Here is a 14,838-nt window from a genome sequence, read left to right as displayed (position 1 = left end):
ATCTCGTGTTGGTGGTGCGGCTCAAACGAAAATCGTTAAGAAGCTGGGTGGCGGTATCCGTCTTGCCCTGGCTCAGTATCGTGAATTGGCGGCATTCTCGCAGTTCGCATCTGACCTTGACGAAGCTACTCGTGCACAGCTTGAGCACGGTGAGCGCGTTACCGAACTAATGAAACAGAAGCAGTACACGCCACTGTCAGTGGGTGAGACTGGTGTTTCCCTGTTCGCGGTAGAAAAAGGCTTCCTGAAAGACGTGGAACTGAACAAGATCCTGGATTTCGAAGCGGCCTTACATTCATTCATGAACAGCGAATACGCTGATCTGATGAAGACTATCAATGAAACAGGTAACTACAACGATGACATTGAGTCTCAGTTGAATGACGCTTTAACTAAATTTAAAGCGACACAAACTTGGTAATCAATGGCTGGTGGTGAAAACCACCAGCACTACGTTGAGTAATCGGAGAGATAGTCATGGCCAGCGGTAAAGAGATAAAAGGTAAGATTGGGAGTATCAAGAATACTCAAAAGATTACCAGTGCGATGGAAATGGTTGCTGCGTCCAAAATGAAAAAGGCGCAGGAGCGCATGGCCTCCGGTCGTCCATATGCACAAAATATGCTTAAAGTGATTGGTCACATTGCTAACGGTAACCTTGAGTACCGCCATCCATATTTGGAAGAGCGTGAAGTCAAGCGTGTCGGTTACATTGTGATATCCACCGACCGTGGCTTGTGTGGTGGTTTGAACACCAACGAGTTTAAATTGGTTACCAAGGAAGTAAAAGCTTGGAAAGACCAAGGTGTCGAAGTGGACTTTGCAGCGCTAGGTTCAAAAGCATGTGCGTTCTTTAACCGATTTGGCGGTACTTTGCTTGCCGCAGAATCAGGTTTAGGTGACGCGCCTAAAATCAGCGACATTGTTGGCGTAGTACGCGTCATGCTGAAAGCCTTTGATGAAGGAAAACTGGATAAAGTATTTCTGGTTTTCAACGACTTCGTTAACACGATGTCACAACAGCCTGTAAGCAATCAATTATTGCCTTTGCCAAAGTCTGAAGACGAAGAGTTGAAGCATCGTTGGGATTACATCTACGAGCCGGATCCAAAACCCATTTTGGAAGCATTAATGGTTCGTTACATTGAATCCCAGGTGTACCAGGGTGTTGTAGAAAACGCCGCGTCCGAGCAAGCTGCTCGAATGGTTGCAATGAAAGCCGCAACCGATAACGCAGGCAATCTGATTGATGATCTTCAATTGGTATACAACAAAGCCCGTCAGGCCGCAATCACACAAGAAATTAGTGAGATTGTTGGTGGTGCAGCAGCGGTGTAGGCAAAGGTTTAGAAAAGATAATGAGGACAAATTATGAGTCAAGGTAAGGTCGTCCAAGTCATTGGCGCCGTTGTGGACATCGAGTTTCCACAAGACGCGGTTCCAAGGGTATATGACGCACTTAAAGTTACCGAAGGTGACTTGTCCGGGCTAACCCTGGAAGTGCAACAGCAATTAGGTGGCGGTGTCGTTCGTGGTATCGCTTTGGGTTCTACTGACGGTCTGCGTCGTGGTCTTACAGTTGAAAACTCTGGCAACCCAATCATGGTTCCAGTAGGTACAGCTACCCTGGGCCGCATCATGGATGTACTGGGTAACCCAATTGATGAAGCGGGCCCAATCGGTGAAGAAGAGCGTATGTCTATTCACCGTGAAGCGCCAAGCTATGAAGATCAATCAAGCTCGGTTGAACTGCTTGAAACTGGTATCAAGGTAATCGACCTGGTTTGCCCATTCGCTAAGGGTGGTAAAGTTGGTCTGTTCGGTGGTGCCGGTGTTGGTAAAACCGTAAATATGATGGAGCTTATCCGTAACATCGCTATCGAGCACAGCGGCTACTCAGTATTCGCAGGTGTTGGTGAGCGTACTCGTGAGGGTAACGACTTCTATCATGAAATGAACGAATCAAACGTACTTGATAAAGTATCGCTGGTTTACGGTCAGATGAATGAACCACCAGGTAACCGTCTTCGTGTTGCTCTGACTGGTCTGACGATGGCAGAGAAATTCCGTGACGAAGGTCGTGACGTACTGTTCTTCGTAGATAACATCTACCGTTACACACTGGCCGGTACTGAGGTATCAGCACTGTTAGGCCGTATGCCTTCAGCGGTAGGTTATCAGCCTACACTGGCTGAAGAAATGGGTGTGCTTCAGGAGCGTATCGCGTCTACTAAGACTGGTTCAATCACGTCAATCCAGGCGGTATACGTACCAGCCGATGACTTGACTGACCCGTCTCCGGCAACCACCTTTGCTCACTTAGATGCAACGGTAGTACTGTCACGTGATATCGCGTCTCTGGGTATTTACCCTGCGGTAGACCCACTGGATTCAACTTCACGTCAGTTGGACCCTCTGGTAATCGGTCAGGAACACTACGAAACTGCTCGTGGCGTTCAAACCGTACTACAGCGCTATAAAGAGCTGAAAGATATCATTGCGATTCTGGGTATGGACGAACTGTCTGACGAAGATAAACTGGTTGTAACACGCGCTCGTAAAATTCAGCGTTTCCTGTCTCAGCCGTTCTTCGTAGCAGAAGTATTCACTGGTTCTCCAGGTAAATACGTTTCTCTGAAAGACACCATCAGTGGCTTTAAAGGTATCCTGGAAGGTGAATATGATCACCTGCCAGAGCAAGCCTTCTACATGGTTGGTTCAATCGACGAAGCGCTGGAAAAAGCCAAGAAAGCTTAATGGCCCGGGGCTGTGTTGACGGCCCCTGACTTAAGCTAACGTACCTATTAGGAGGTTTACATGGCAGCAATGACAGTTCACTTAGATGTAGTAAGCGCAGAAGAGCAAATTTTCTCTGGTCGCGTTGAAACCATCCAGGTGACAGGTAGCGAAGGTGAACTGGGTATTTACCCTGGCCACGCGCCGCTCATCACTCCAATTAAACCTGGTATGGTGCGTTTGGTTAAACAGCACGGTGAAGAAGAAGTTATTTATGTTGCTGGTGGTGTACTTGAAGTACAACCTGGCAGTGTAACTGTTCTGGCCGATACGGCAGTAAGAGCAGAAGACTTGGATGAACAAGCTGCTGAAGAAGCTAAACGACGTGCAGAAGAGCACATCGCCAATCCAGGTGCTGACTTTAATTATGCAGAAGCCGCTCACGAGCTGGCAGAAGCTATTGCCCAGTTGCGATTAATTCAAAAACTGCGCAAGTAATTAGATTCAAACGATATTAAAAACCCAGGTTCGCCTGGGTTTTTTTATGCCTGCAATAAATAGAAAAAAAGCGTGCATTTCAACCTGAACTGTATAAATATACATATAATAAGCTCAGATATTGAACTCAAAGCGAAGTGAATGGAGTTAGGTAAAAGGCGCAACTGCCCGCATATCAAGCGATGTTTAGTTAAGCGGGAGACATAACCTTACCTATAGACACTTTGGTGTTGATAACTTTAAGCAAGGAACGTATATGGATACCCCAACCCCACTTTCGGCATCGTGTTTATGTGGTGCCGTTAAAATTAACGCCATCATAAAGTCACTGGAGATAGGCGTTTGTCACTGCGGCATGTGCAGACAATGGGCCGGTAGCCCCTACTTCGCCTTAGAGAGCGACAATGTCACTTTATCCGGTGACAGCGTGAAAGCCTATGATTCGTCCGAGTGGGCAGAACGCGGTTTTTGTGGAGATTGCGGTACTCACCTGTTCTACCGAATGAAAGGCAGTGAAACCTATTATCTCCCGGTAGGCTTGTTCCCAACGCATCAGGCTATGACGATGTCACACCAAATTTTTATAGACAGTAAACCCGAATATTACAGCTTTGAACAAAAAACAGTGTGTATGACAGGTGAGGAAGTGATGGCCCAATTTGCCGGAGATAACCAATCATGAGTACAGATACGCTTATTAATTATGTCGAATTGCCGTGCAGGGATATCCCCGCCACCAAAGCGTTCTTTGCTTCTGTTTTTAACTGGACTTACACCGATTACGGTGAGGAGTATTGTGAATTTCGTGACAAGGGAATAACAGGCGGCCTGTATAAAGCCGACATGGCTTCTCTCACGGCTACAGGCGCAACGTTATTAGTGTTCTACACTCCTGCCCTTGAAGAGACGCTAAACGCGGTAACGACTGCGGGAGGCATCATCATCAAGCCTATCTTTGCATTTCCCGGCGGTCGGCGGTTTCACTTTACTGAACCCAGTGGCAATGAATTCGCTGTGTGGTCAGATAAATAGCAAGTGTGCTTATGGGCGCACTCAGGCAATTCACATTCGTTAACAAACCAGTCGATGTCTGGTTTGTGCCAATGAATGTTTGACGTGTATAATTAGCGTTGCTTTATACACACAACCAACGTAATGAATAATAAAAATGTATTAATACATGTTTGGTTGCCGCCTTTACTATTTGTAATAGTTTGCCTAAGCCTCAACTACCTGGCTGGATCATTGGATTTAGCATACGTAGTGGATGAGCGTTCACAAAGGGATTTTAATGCTGCGCTGGGTATGCCGCTGATAATCGGCTATTTATGGCTGGCAATACGCATTATGCACCGACGTGCAGGTCGACGTATAGCTGACTTTCTGGTCAGCGTTAGACGCGTTGATGAGTATCCACAACACATTAAAAAGCTGGAGAAAAAGCTAATTACTCAGGTGGTGATTGCCAGTGCGCTGGCGATATCGATCACCATGATATACCTGACAACGGAAGGTTTGCTGGCACTGGATTTAAAGCCCGCCATTATATTGCTGAATGCAATCGCCGTCCCATTCTGGTTTTTTTTGTTTTTATTCATAATGCAGTCGGCGTCATTTACACGGTACATGTACCGGCATTTGGTGTTGCCCAGCATCACTCGAGAAACAAACTTTAGTCATTGTAAGGCGCTGTGCGATCTCGGGCTCAGTAACGTGAGTCTGGCACTCATGATGTTAATGCTGGTACCCATTTTTTGGCTGGGTAAACCTATTCCAGTGATCGATCTGCTGATTTTAATGGTAATGGTAGTGTTTATGCTGGCGTTACTGTTTTTGCCTGTGCTTAAAACGCTATGGTTAATGCGGACCTATCGGGCAAAAAATATTGCCTCAATAGAAACTGCTATAGAAGCCATCTTGGTAAAAAGGCGCAGCGGGCTCAACAATGAGCGCACTGCAGCACAACTTTATCGATTGAATCAACAGCTGGAAGATATGCGTCAATTCAGTTGCTGGCCAAGAGATATTGTGCAGAATATTAAGATATTTATTGTGTCGGCCGGTGTACCGACCAGCTGGTTGTTAATGGCCTGGTTTGTAAAGTAAAGGAGTACTCATGAAAGTCTATGGAGACAGCCGTTCAGGCAACTGTTACAAGATCCAACTGGTACTGGCATTGCTCGGAAAGCATTGCGAGTGGGTTGATGTGGATATCCTGAAAGGAGAAACACATACGGATGCGTTTATTGCTAAGAACCCGGTAGCCAAAATTCCATTGCTTGAACTCAGTGATGGACGATGTCTGAGTGAGTCGAATGCCATTATTAATTATCTCGCCGCAGGATCGACGCTGATCCCATCCAAGGCGTTTGACTACGCCAAAATGTTGCAGTGGCAATTCTTTGAACAGTACAGTCATGAGCCCGCGATTGCGGTTGCCAGATACATCAATGTGTTTCTTGGGCTTCCCGACGACAGAAAAGCCGAATTCGACGCTAAGCAGGAAGCCGGGCATAAAGCGCTTGCGGTTATGGAAACCCAACTCAACGAAACCCCATATTTGGTGGGTGACCACATCTCTCTTGCAGACATTTCCTTATATGCTTACACGCATGTCGCCCACGAAGGTGGCTTTGACCTTTCTGCATATCCTGGCATTCGTCGCTGGTTGGCTTTAATTGAAGAGCAGCGTGGCTACATGCCAATGGCACAGCGTCGTTAGTTGCCAGAAAACCGATACCACTGCTGCTTGAATGCATCTAGTAGCTGATACAGTGGCGCCGTGTCGGTACTCTCAATACATTGTAAGGTGAAGGCGACCGCCTCAAGTGTCGACAAGCCGTTCGATACCTGGGTTTTTCGGATTCCATACTGGCCATCTATATTGTCCGGTAGGCGATAAAACGGGTATTTATCTAACCATGGATTGCGTTTCCAAAGTCCGTAAGCCTGCTTCCAGCTTCCATCAATAACTATTAATCTTCTTATTTTACTGTAATTTTGCAGTTTGTAAGTACTTGTTAACTCGGTTGATTCCGGAGAAGGATAGAGTACGACTGTTGCGTCATCACATTCACTTAACGCTTCTCTGAGTGATTTAAAATCTTCTGCTACTTTGCCGGTGTAACAGTGAATATTTTGCAAAGAAAGCTGCAGGAGTTTGACTGTATTTTTAGCGTGAACGGCTTCTTTGAAATGCTGCAGTACGACGACCTCTGTCTGATTGTGAACAGGTTTAATATGTTCACACAGGCAGGTATTTAAAGGATAGTGACAACGGTGGCACTTTGCGCGCATACTACACCAGGTTATGGATCGAAATGTAGATTTTACCCCAACAGAACGTATATGGCATACCATCCGGCTGATTCCAGCTGGACGAGTTGCCGCATATGGGCAAGTAGCCGATTTAGCAGGCTTACCAGGACGGGCTCGCATGGTTGGGCGCAGTTTAAAAGCAGTGCCACCGCATGAAATCGTGCCCTGGTTCAGAGTACTGCGCAGTAATGGACAAATTGCTTTTCCGGTTGCCAGCGAGCACGCCAATGAGCAAATTGCCAGATTGCAGGAAGAAGGGGTGCTGGTGGTTAATCATCGCGTCGATATGAAACGTTACCAGTGGCAACCAGATTTACCAACGTTACTTTACCAGCTAGACTTTTAATATGAGGCTGTGCTGAAGGCACGCAGACTCAAGAAAGGAATCAATCAACGCTACTGTTCGAAACAGAAAAAGAAGATCTGTGAAACGGGTCCATTAATACACAAAGCCAGACAACAAGAAGTAGAACACATGTCAGTGATAACGATTGGAATTGAACAACTAGAAGTAGGGATGTACGTCCTTGAGATTGCAGAGCAACGCGCAGGTACAGTCCATATTAAAAGCCGTGGTCGCGTCACCAGTGAAGCTGCAATCAAAGAGTTAAAACGCAAAGGCATTACGCGTGTCGTTATTGAAACCGATGTTGAGTCCAATCCAACTGCCGGCGGTCAGCCGTTGCCTGCAAATCAGCACCTGGAAACCGCAGTCCCTGTAGAAAGAGAGTTGGTACGCGCAGAGAAGTTATATCAACAGGGCATAAAAATTCAGAAGAACCTCTACAAGGCAATTCAGAGTGGAACTGTTTTTGACGATTATGTGCCCAGAGAGTTTTCGACCGCGCTGGTTGGGTCGCTGGACCGCAATCCTGATGCTCTCTTGTTAATGACAAAAATCCGCGAAAAGGATTCTTACCTGCTAGAGCATTCACTAAATGTGGGTATTCTGCTGGCCAATTTCGGCCGTTTCTTAGGGCTGGAAGAACAGGAAGTTGAACAGTTGGCGTATAGCGGTCTGTTGCACGATCTCGGAAAAATAAAAATTGACGATGCAATCCTACATAAACCGGGTCGTTTAACTACCGAAGAAATGGAAGAAATGAAAAAACACGTGAATTATGGCGTGGAGTTTCTTCATCAAATGAAAATAGCCCCTTCTTTGATTAAATGGGTCAGTGAGCATCATGAGCGGTTAGACGGATTGGGTTATCCCGCACAGCTAAAAGCGGAAGATATCACCCAGCAAGGCCGTATGTTGGCCATCGTTGATATGTACGATGCGCTTACTGCAGATCGTTGTTACAAAGCCGGTATGTCGAGCCAGAAGGCATTACAGATATTACTCAAAGACAGTAAAAACAAACTGGACCCTGCTCTGCTTCAACAATTTATACGCTGCATGGGGATCTATCCCGTGGGCAGTTTGGTTGAATTATCAAACAGCAAAGTGGCGTTGGTTATGAAGCAAAATGAAAAGCAGCCACTTAAACCCCTGGTTCGCGTTTTCTATTCTACGGTTGGGAATCATTATCTGACACCAAAAGAGGTGAACCTGGCCACAGACGACAGAGTAAAAATTGAAAAAGCGGTCGTAGCATCTGACTATGGTATCGATATTAATCGCTTTTTTAATGAATCGGTGCTGCCTTAACGTCGTCTGTGCCTGTTAGTACAAATGTAGTGTCGCAAATAAATTACAGAGTGAGTGTAAAACTTTCCGCGTAGCGACACTACTCTCCTTTAAAACACTGTCTGGTGAATTAACGATATTCGCTTCAAACGCCTGTCTAGTCAGCTTTTATTCAGCTACTCAACACTAAATTACCCGTAACCAAAGCAGTTGGAACACAGCTTGCTGTAGGAATGAGTACGAATCAAAAGAATCGAGGTTTAAATGAAAAAGGTGATGATTGCAGGGGTAGTGGCTACTGCTCTGTTCGCAGGGGGTTGTGCAAACAGCAACAATACACAAAAAGGTGCTGCAATTGGCGCAGTTGCGGGCGCATTACTCGGTAAAGCAACGGGTGACAACGACAAAAGCCGTTACGCCTGGGGCGCAGTGGTAGGTGCTATTGCTGGTGGTGCGATCGGGAACTACATGGACAAGCAGGAAGAGGAATTACGCGCTGAGTTGGCTGACACGGGTGTGGATATCGTTCGGGAAGGTGATACTTTGCATTTGATCATGCCTGGCGATATTACGTTTGCAACAAACAGTGCTGCCATTAGCCCTAATTTTAATCCGGTGCTCAATGATGTCGCTACCGTACTGAACAACTACGAGAAAACTGTATTGATGATAAAGGGCCACACTGACGATACGGGGTCTGAAACCTATAACCAGGCGTTATCTGAACGTCGTGCCAATGCAGTAAAAAACCTGCTTGTTGCTTATAACGTCAACGCCCAACGGGTGACCACTGTTGGTATGGGGGAGTTTCAACCTAAGGTAGCAAATACCAGTGAGGCAAATCGACAGGCAAACCGCCGTGTGGAACTGTCGATTCAGCCAATCACAAACTAATGTTCTTTATCGGTGGCGGCCATTGATTCAATTTGCGCTGCCACCGATTTAGCCATCGCGTTTGGGATGGGAATAGTTAAGTGGTACTGCGCGATTTTCCATTCTCCGTCAACGTTTTCTAACACACCTGTGCCCCGGGTTGTGCCATAAGACGCGTTAGACAAGATTTCCATAAACCAGGCCACCTTGTGGTCATTAGAATAAAAAACTTCACGGGAAACAGGTGTATATGTCCAGCCTTTACCCTTGGAAAAATACGGCATAGCGTACTGTTTAAACTCATCAATAGACCAGTTCTCTCCCGCATCGGTACCAATAAATTTCGCATTCTTGGTATACAAATCGAAGTAGACCTCAGCATTCGCGGTTGCAGCTGAAGCATGGAGTGCATCAAGTGTTTGTTCAACACTGCGTGCTCCAGCCCATACAGTATTCGTAATACATAAAGCACATAAATATATGATAATTCGCATAAGTAATTTTTGAATTCACTAAGAATCTTAAATAATACCCTACCACACTCACAAAGTAGCAGTTAGCGTGTCAATGCCAAGTATTCCTGTCCTTTTTAAACTCATAGACCCTTGCGGCACATCAATAGTCGCTCAATTCTGCGGTCCGAATACTTGCAAAAATACATATATAAACTAATTTTTTAGATCAGGTGGTTGTTGCTACGTACATTTAAATTGCTTGTCTATTAAGGAGTTCTGTTCTCAATGAACTTTCTACTGAAGCTATCTGTTGCTCAGAAAATTTTTCTTATCCCCATTATTGGCGCGGTAAGTTTCATTACTTTTGTGGTTATCAACAGTATCGTCTCGTCTCAGAATGCCAGTCAGTTACAGGTGGCTAAAAATGTCGATTACCCAGCGCTTCAACTAAGTACCTCCGTGTTAACTAACATGGAAAAAGTCCGGGATACGTTGGCTTCATCGGTTACTACAGGCGATGTGGATGCCATTGATGTGGCAAGAGAAAAGGTTGATGCCGTGCTGGATGATTTACAGGCTATACGTCGCATTGACCCAAGCTTGTCGTCAGGGGTAACAACACTGCAGTCAACTTTCAGCGCGTACAGCGAGCAGGCGATAGAGGTGACTGCATCGATACTCAATGAAACTGCCGACTTCGCTACACTGGGTGACAAGTTGGAAGAGATGAATGCCAATTACGACAACGCCATCAGTCTTGTTAATCAGTTTATTGCAGCGCGGCAAAGTGCGTTTGAACAAGCGTTTTCTGAATACAACAGCGCTCAGGATTTCCTATTCTGGCTGGGTATTATTATGGGGGTTGTGACGACATTAATCCTGTTTGGTACAGCCTATCCGATAACCAGCGAAATCCGTGGCAATCTGACCCGAGTTGTTAAGTCATTACGGGATATTGCGCAGGAAGATGGTGATCTAACAATCAGAATCGAATCAAACGCTCAGGATGAAGTGGGCGACCTGGTACGCTACTTCAATCTATTCATGGAGAAACTGCAGAAGGTTGTTAAAGACATCGTACAAACCACCCTGCCACTATCGGATTTGGCTCAAAACCTGAGTCAGTTAACCGAGACAACGAATCGAAATATTGCCGATCAACAAGGCGCTGCAACGCAAGCTAAAAATGCGGTAGATGACATGAATCATTCCGTGGTTGCAGTTGCTGAAAGTGCTGCAGAAGCCGCACGGGCTGCCGACGAAGCAACGAATGCGTCAAATGAAGGTCAGTCAGTGGTAAATAGCACAGTACGTAGTATTCAGTCGTTGGCTAAAAATGTTGATGACAGCGCCCAGGTTATTCGCAAACTGGAGAATGACTCTAATCAGGTTGGTGTCGTGCTGGATGTTATTAAAGGCATTGCTGAGCAAACCAACTTACTGGCATTGAATGCCGCGATTGAAGCCGCTCGCGCAGGTGAGCAAGGCCGAGGGTTTGCAGTGGTTGCAGATGAAGTCCGGACGCTGGCTTCTAAAACTCAAAAATCGACCGAAGAAATCCAAACGACCATTGAGCAATTACAAAGTGCAGCAAGATCGGCTGTACAGGTAATGAGCTCAGGCACTGAACAAGCGGAAAGCAGTGTGAATGAAGCCAATAAAGCAGGCGAGAGCCTTAACGTCATTGCCGACACCATTGGCCGAATCAGCGCAATGAACGGTCAAATTGCCAGTACAACCGATAATCAGCAAGCCGTAGCAGAACAAATTGTTGGGTTCGTTGATGAGATTTATGCAAGAACCGATGAGACATCCAAAAACTCCGTACGACTTGCGTCTGCAAGTAGTGAACTCGCCAACCTGGCTAAAAATTTAGAAGGCATTGCGCGGCAGTTCAAAGTGTAGTCGAGCGAAAAATTCAACAGCCCGGGGATAACGGGTGAGCATAACAAAAGCGTTCGTTTAGACATCAAATCTACCTATATTTACGCGGGATTAAACTATGAAAAAATTGCTTATTGCCTCACTTTTAGCGGGGGGATTGCCAATTCACGCTAATGCAGAAGTGAACCTCAGTGGTTTTGCCAGCATTGTTGGCGGAACGTCAACTGACAGTGATGCTATCGTCAGAGGCTATGAAGACAGTATCGACTTTAAAGAACACTCGTTCTTTGCGCTGCAGGCATATTCCGATTTGGGTGATGGGTTGAGCGCCACTGCACAGATTCGCTCACGAGGGCGGGACGATTGGGAGCCGGAATTCACCTGGGCTTTCCTGTCTTACGAGATTTCGCCTTCCTGGCGTATACAGGCTGGTCGACAGCGTATCCCAATGTATCTGTATTCAGACTACCTTGATGTGTCTTATGCCTACCATTGGATAGCGCCGCCTGCTGAAGTGTACAAGGCGCCATTTGATTCAATTGACGGAATTTCTACTATTCACGATTTTACTGTCGGTGATGCCATGGTGAACTTCCGGTTGTACTACGGAAAAGAGGATTTCTCTACTGATACTGGTTCGTTTGAAATAGAAGATATTTTTAGTGCTGTAGCCAGCGTGAATTACGGCTGGTGGACATTCAGAACCAGTTATTTACAGTTTGATATCAGTGGTGATATTGGCGTTGGTGACTTAGTAACTGCGTGGCAGGCAACGCCTTATGCTGCTGTAGGCAATGAGCTGGATATCAATAATGATAGTTCAACTGCTTTCGAGATTGGGGTGATTTATGATAACCAGGACTGGTTATTTCTGGCCGAATATATCCCGTCTACTGTAGATGAAAGCATCGTTGGTGACTATAAACCCTGGATGGTGTCGGTAGGTAAACGTTTTGGCAGCTACATGGTTCATGCTACTGTGGGCGAAGATGTCAACGAGCCGTACCGTAAAGCCATTAATTCAGTGCCACTCGGTGTCGACCCGGGCCTTGATTTCTTATACCAGACAACCACTGCAGTATTGGACGAACGCGATTTTGAACTGCCATTCTACTCTGTCGGTCTGCGTTGGGATTTCCATGATTCTGCGGCGTTTAAATTTGAGTATACCGTATCAGAACAGTTGGACGGCAGTAATGCCGGTGCTGCCGAGATGGCGTTGGTAACAGTCTTTTAGGAGTTGATAATGGCTAAATATTCAATAAAAAACACGGTTACTGGCTTGGTGCTGTGCTGTGCAGCCATGTTGAGTTTCTCAACCAATGCGGCTGTTGCGGTTGTAGTTAACCCTGGGTTTGCAGACTCCCTAGATCAGGCCACGGTTGCGCAAATTTACCTGGGTAAAGATAAAACCCTTACGCCTTACATGCAAAGTGGCGGTACCGCTGACGAATTTATCGATAAAGTGCTTTCCCGTAATGCGAGTCAGTACAAAGCCTATTGGGCCAAGCTTGCTTTTACCGGCGGCGGACGACCACCCAAAGAGCTTGGCAGTGATGCTGAAGTGCTGAAAAAAGTAGCATCTTCCTCAGATGCTATTGGTTTCGTAGATGCCGGAGCAGTAGACGGTTCCGTGAAGGTATTGTTCAACCTCTGATACCTGCGTATGACAGGGGGAGACCCCTGTCATTCATGTTAAGTTACACCTTATGAAAAATCGTCGATTCACGCATGATCAGTTTGGGATCAAACAGGGTTTTGACTGCTAACGACTGACCATAGACGGCGTTGAGTATATGGCGTGCCGACATTTCGCCCATTTGGTAAATGGGGTTCTTCACCGTGGTTAACCGCGGGTAAACATGGTGTGCGAAAACGGCATCGTCGAAGCCGATAATCGACAAATCATAAGGGAGATTCATTCCAAGGTCCCTGGCACAACTCATAGCTCCTGAGGCCATCCAGTCGTTTGCACACACCAAGGCAGTAAATGGTTTATTCCGGGAGAGTAAGGTTTGCAGACCTTGTTTGCCGTCTTCTTCCTGATACCGGCCTTCGTAATAAAGTTGCTCTGACCAGGGAATGCCTGCTTCAGCCAGTGCTCGCCGATGCCCGGCAAGACGCAAACGCGCATCGCGTGCTTTTGAAGGTCCTGATATGCAGGCGATATTGGTATGGCCGAGCTCAATAAGATGCTGGGTTGCCAGGTAGCCACCGCGTTCGTTATCTAAGCAGACACAAGCACTTTCCAGCCCTTCAACTTGTCGGTTAACTACTGAAATCGGTACCCGGTTGGCATTAATTTCTCGCAGGTAATCATCGCTCATGGCTTCAACGTGCATGATCAGGGCATCACAGTTTCGACTGATCAAGAACTCAACGGCGTCTTTTTCTGTTTCCAGGTTATTGTGACCAACCGTGATGATAACGTGCTTATCCGCTTCACGCAGGGTAGATTCAACCGCCTGCATTAAGTCGCCAAAGAACGGAGAGTTTAATTCTGAAACCAGCACGCCAACACTGTCTGTGCGGCTGGTGGCCAGGGAACGAGCGACAGAGCTTGGACGGTAATTTAGCTCCTGCATGGCTTGTTCTACTTTTGCCCGCAGGTTTTCATTAACGGTCTTACGTCCGTTTAATACCCGGGATACAGTGGAAAGCGAAACACCGGCACGTTCCGCTACTTGGTATATTGTCGCCACGCTGACTCTCTGTTCTTTGTATTATTGGGCAGTTTACGGTCTCCACTGCGATTGTAAAGCGCCCGCATTCAGGTTTAATCTTTAGGCGAAAAGGCGACTTTTATACCGTCGCCGCATTTTCATCAGCCGCTCGTCGTTGCTGCAGGGTTTCTGTCAGTTCCTTTTGGCTGCTGTCGGTGAGTGGATAAAACAGGATCAACCCGGCGCCGGCAAATCCAAAGCAGGCAGGGATCCAACTCATCAATGACTGCATCCCGGGCAGCGAATTACTAATGGTCGAGGCGTCCATACCGTCATATCCGTATGCGCCGAGCACCAATAAAACTAAAGCGCCAGCGAATCCACCACCGGTTTTCTGTACAAAGGAACCCGCAGAATAGGTTAATCCGGTTGCCCGACGCCCGGTGCGCCATTCGTTATAATCCGCAGAATCTCCTAACATGGAGAAAAACAGGGTAGGCATAATGGCTGCAAAAAATTCAGCAGCACCACCCAAAAGAAACAGCGGTAATACGCCTTGTTCACCCATGGGTACCCAGTAGATTCCGGTGGTGATAATGCTACTTATCAATAACGACGCAATGAATAATTGTTTCCGGCCAAAACGCTTTGCCAGCCACGGGGTAGCAAAAGCCCCGGCGATAGACACCACCAGCAGCACAATAAAATATTGCCCGGTGAGCGATGCGTCGTTCAGGAAGTATTTGAAGTAATAAGCAATAACGCCGTAACGAATCCC

The 14,838-nt window shown here is 46.5% G+C and carries 17 protein-coding genes and 1 pseudogene; 14 read left to right on the top strand and 4 right to left on the bottom strand.

Annotation, left to right across the window (positions count from 1 at the left end):
- The 8 genes and pseudogenes from AC4MRN_RS13840 to AC4MRN_RS13805 all read left to right on the top strand — a co-directional run.
- Positions 1 to 421: pseudogene (locus tag AC4MRN_RS13840) on the top strand (F0F1 ATP synthase subunit alpha); the annotation flags it as partial.
- Positions 422 to 477: 56 nt separating this feature from the next.
- Entirely contained in the window at positions 478 to 1,338 is an 861-nt protein-coding gene (gene atpG, locus AC4MRN_RS13835) for a F0F1 ATP synthase subunit gamma (RefSeq protein WP_073318373.1), read from the top strand.
- 33 nt (positions 1,339 to 1,371) lie between these two features.
- Positions 1,372 to 2,757: a F0F1 ATP synthase subunit beta gene (atpD, locus tag AC4MRN_RS13830; RefSeq protein ID WP_073318370.1), complete on the top strand. Its 1,386-nt coding sequence runs from the start codon at positions 1,372 to 1,374 to the stop codon at positions 2,755 to 2,757.
- 60 nt (positions 2,758 to 2,817) lie between these two features.
- Complete coding sequence (locus tag AC4MRN_RS13825; protein ID WP_491055803.1) at positions 2,818 to 3,234, top strand: F0F1 ATP synthase subunit epsilon; 417 nt, start codon at positions 2,818 to 2,820, stop codon at positions 3,232 to 3,234.
- Between the two features lie 256 nt (positions 3,235 to 3,490).
- On the top strand, positions 3,491 to 3,916 hold the full coding sequence (locus tag AC4MRN_RS13820; protein ID WP_255051367.1) for a GFA family protein: 426 nt from the start codon (positions 3,491 to 3,493) through the stop codon (positions 3,914 to 3,916).
- Positions 3,913 to 4,266 carry a VOC family protein gene (locus AC4MRN_RS13815; RefSeq protein ID WP_073318361.1) on the top strand — a complete coding sequence of 118 codons (354 nt, stop codon included), beginning with the start codon at positions 3,913 to 3,915 and terminating at the stop codon, positions 4,264 to 4,266. The genes AC4MRN_RS13820 and AC4MRN_RS13815 overlap by 4 nt, the downstream gene beginning before the upstream one ends.
- A gap of 213 nt (positions 4,267 to 4,479) precedes the next feature.
- Positions 4,480 to 5,340, top strand: a complete 861-nt coding sequence (locus AC4MRN_RS13810) for a hypothetical protein (protein ID WP_139241490.1) — start codon at positions 4,480 to 4,482, stop codon at positions 5,338 to 5,340.
- A 10-nt stretch (positions 5,341 to 5,350) separates the two neighbouring features.
- Positions 5,351 to 5,956 carry a glutathione S-transferase family protein gene (locus AC4MRN_RS13805; protein ID WP_370240404.1) on the top strand — a complete coding sequence of 202 codons (606 nt, stop codon included), beginning with the start codon at positions 5,351 to 5,353 and terminating at the stop codon, positions 5,954 to 5,956.
- Here AC4MRN_RS13805 and AC4MRN_RS13800 read toward each other — a convergent pair.
- Entirely contained in the window at positions 5,953 to 6,531 is a 579-nt protein-coding gene (locus AC4MRN_RS13800; protein WP_491203592.1) for a tRNA-uridine aminocarboxypropyltransferase, read from the bottom strand. The two genes, AC4MRN_RS13805 and AC4MRN_RS13800, sit on opposite strands and share 4 nt — an antisense overlap.
- A 13-nt stretch (positions 6,532 to 6,544) precedes the next feature.
- On the opposite strand from AC4MRN_RS13800, the gene AC4MRN_RS13795 reads away from it, so the two are divergent.
- From AC4MRN_RS13795 to AC4MRN_RS13785, 3 genes are all read left to right on the top strand, one after another.
- A complete protein-coding gene (locus AC4MRN_RS13795; RefSeq protein WP_073318349.1) occupies positions 6,545 to 6,898 on the top strand; it encodes an MGMT family protein in 354 nt (117 codons plus the stop codon).
- Positions 6,899 to 7,027: 129 nt separating this feature from the next.
- A complete protein-coding gene (locus AC4MRN_RS13790) occupies positions 7,028 to 8,206 on the top strand; it encodes a cyclic di-GMP phosphodiesterase (RefSeq protein ID WP_073318346.1) in 1,179 nt (392 codons plus the stop codon).
- A gap of 243 nt (positions 8,207 to 8,449) precedes the next feature.
- A complete protein-coding gene (locus tag AC4MRN_RS13785; protein ID WP_073318343.1) occupies positions 8,450 to 9,079 on the top strand; it encodes a YiaD family glycine zipper/OmpA-like lipoprotein in 630 nt (209 codons plus the stop codon).
- On the opposite strand, the gene AC4MRN_RS13780 is transcribed toward AC4MRN_RS13785, so the two are convergent.
- Positions 9,076 to 9,552 (bottom strand): nuclear transport factor 2 family protein, encoded by a 477-nt coding sequence (locus tag AC4MRN_RS13780; RefSeq protein ID WP_073318340.1) that lies wholly within the window; start codon positions 9,550 to 9,552, stop codon positions 9,076 to 9,078. The two genes, AC4MRN_RS13785 and AC4MRN_RS13780, sit on opposite strands and share 4 nt — an antisense overlap.
- A 246-nt stretch (positions 9,553 to 9,798) precedes the next feature.
- On the opposite strand from AC4MRN_RS13780, the gene AC4MRN_RS13775 reads away from it, so the two are divergent.
- The 3 genes from AC4MRN_RS13775 to AC4MRN_RS13765 all read left to right on the top strand — a co-directional run bounded on the left by AC4MRN_RS13775 (position 9,799) and on the right by AC4MRN_RS13765 (position 13,054).
- The gene (locus AC4MRN_RS13775) at positions 9,799 to 11,418 is read left to right on the top strand and encodes a methyl-accepting chemotaxis protein (protein ID WP_073318337.1); all 1,620 of its coding nucleotides are present in this window, start codon (positions 9,799 to 9,801) and stop codon (positions 11,416 to 11,418) included.
- A gap of 97 nt (positions 11,419 to 11,515) precedes the next feature.
- Complete coding sequence (locus AC4MRN_RS13770) at positions 11,516 to 12,634, top strand: hypothetical protein (RefSeq protein ID WP_073318333.1); 1,119 nt, start codon at positions 11,516 to 11,518, stop codon at positions 12,632 to 12,634.
- 9 nt (positions 12,635 to 12,643) lie between these two features.
- Positions 12,644 to 13,054, top strand: coding sequence for a type 2 periplasmic-binding domain-containing protein (locus tag AC4MRN_RS13765; RefSeq protein WP_245819106.1), 411 nt, complete (start codon positions 12,644 to 12,646; stop codon positions 13,052 to 13,054).
- A gap of 43 nt (positions 13,055 to 13,097) precedes the next feature.
- On the opposite strand, the gene AC4MRN_RS13760 is transcribed toward AC4MRN_RS13765, so the two are convergent.
- Positions 13,098 to 14,099 carry a LacI family DNA-binding transcriptional regulator gene (locus AC4MRN_RS13760; RefSeq protein ID WP_491203591.1) on the bottom strand — a complete coding sequence of 334 codons (1,002 nt, stop codon included), beginning with the start codon at positions 14,097 to 14,099 and terminating at the stop codon, positions 13,098 to 13,100.
- Positions 14,100 to 14,199: 100 nt separating this feature from the next.
- On the bottom strand, positions 14,200 to 14,838 hold a 639-nt coding region (locus tag AC4MRN_RS13755), incomplete at its 5' end, for an MFS transporter (protein WP_491203590.1).

Source organism: Marisediminitalea sp. (genome assembly GCF_984433645.1).
The sequence above is the reverse complement of the archived record's forward strand: the minus strand, read 5'-3'. Positions and strand labels throughout refer to the sequence as shown.

Coding starts and splice junctions, on each gene's coding strand:
- AC4MRN_RS13765 (WP_245819106.1), top strand. CDS start 12,644: ATGGCTAAATATTCAATAAAAAACACGGTTACTGGCTTGGTGCTGTGC.
- AC4MRN_RS13815 (WP_073318361.1), top strand. CDS start 3,913: ATGAGTACAGATACGCTTATTAATTATGTCGAATTGCCGTGCAGGGAT.
- AC4MRN_RS13825 (WP_491055803.1), top strand. CDS start 2,818: ATGGCAGCAATGACAGTTCACTTAGATGTAGTAAGCGCAGAAGAGCAA.
- AC4MRN_RS13790 (WP_073318346.1), top strand. CDS start 7,028: ATGTCAGTGATAACGATTGGAATTGAACAACTAGAAGTAGGGATGTAC.
- atpD (WP_073318370.1), top strand. CDS start 1,372: ATGAGTCAAGGTAAGGTCGTCCAAGTCATTGGCGCCGTTGTGGACATC.
- AC4MRN_RS13800 (WP_491203592.1), bottom strand. CDS start 6,531: ATGCGCGCAAAGTGCCACCGTTGTCACTATCCTTTAAATACCTGCCTG.
- AC4MRN_RS13795 (WP_073318349.1), top strand. CDS start 6,545: ATGGATCGAAATGTAGATTTTACCCCAACAGAACGTATATGGCATACC.
- atpG (WP_073318373.1), top strand. CDS start 478: ATGGCCAGCGGTAAAGAGATAAAAGGTAAGATTGGGAGTATCAAGAAT.
- AC4MRN_RS13805 (WP_370240404.1), top strand. CDS start 5,351: ATGAAAGTCTATGGAGACAGCCGTTCAGGCAACTGTTACAAGATCCAA.
- AC4MRN_RS13785 (WP_073318343.1), top strand. CDS start 8,450: ATGAAAAAGGTGATGATTGCAGGGGTAGTGGCTACTGCTCTGTTCGCA.
- AC4MRN_RS13775 (WP_073318337.1), top strand. CDS start 9,799: ATGAACTTTCTACTGAAGCTATCTGTTGCTCAGAAAATTTTTCTTATC.
- AC4MRN_RS13820 (WP_255051367.1), top strand. CDS start 3,491: ATGGATACCCCAACCCCACTTTCGGCATCGTGTTTATGTGGTGCCGTT.
- AC4MRN_RS13780 (WP_073318340.1), bottom strand. CDS start 9,552: ATGCGAATTATCATATATTTATGTGCTTTATGTATTACGAATACTGTA.
- AC4MRN_RS13770 (WP_073318333.1), top strand. CDS start 11,516: ATGAAAAAATTGCTTATTGCCTCACTTTTAGCGGGGGGATTGCCAATT.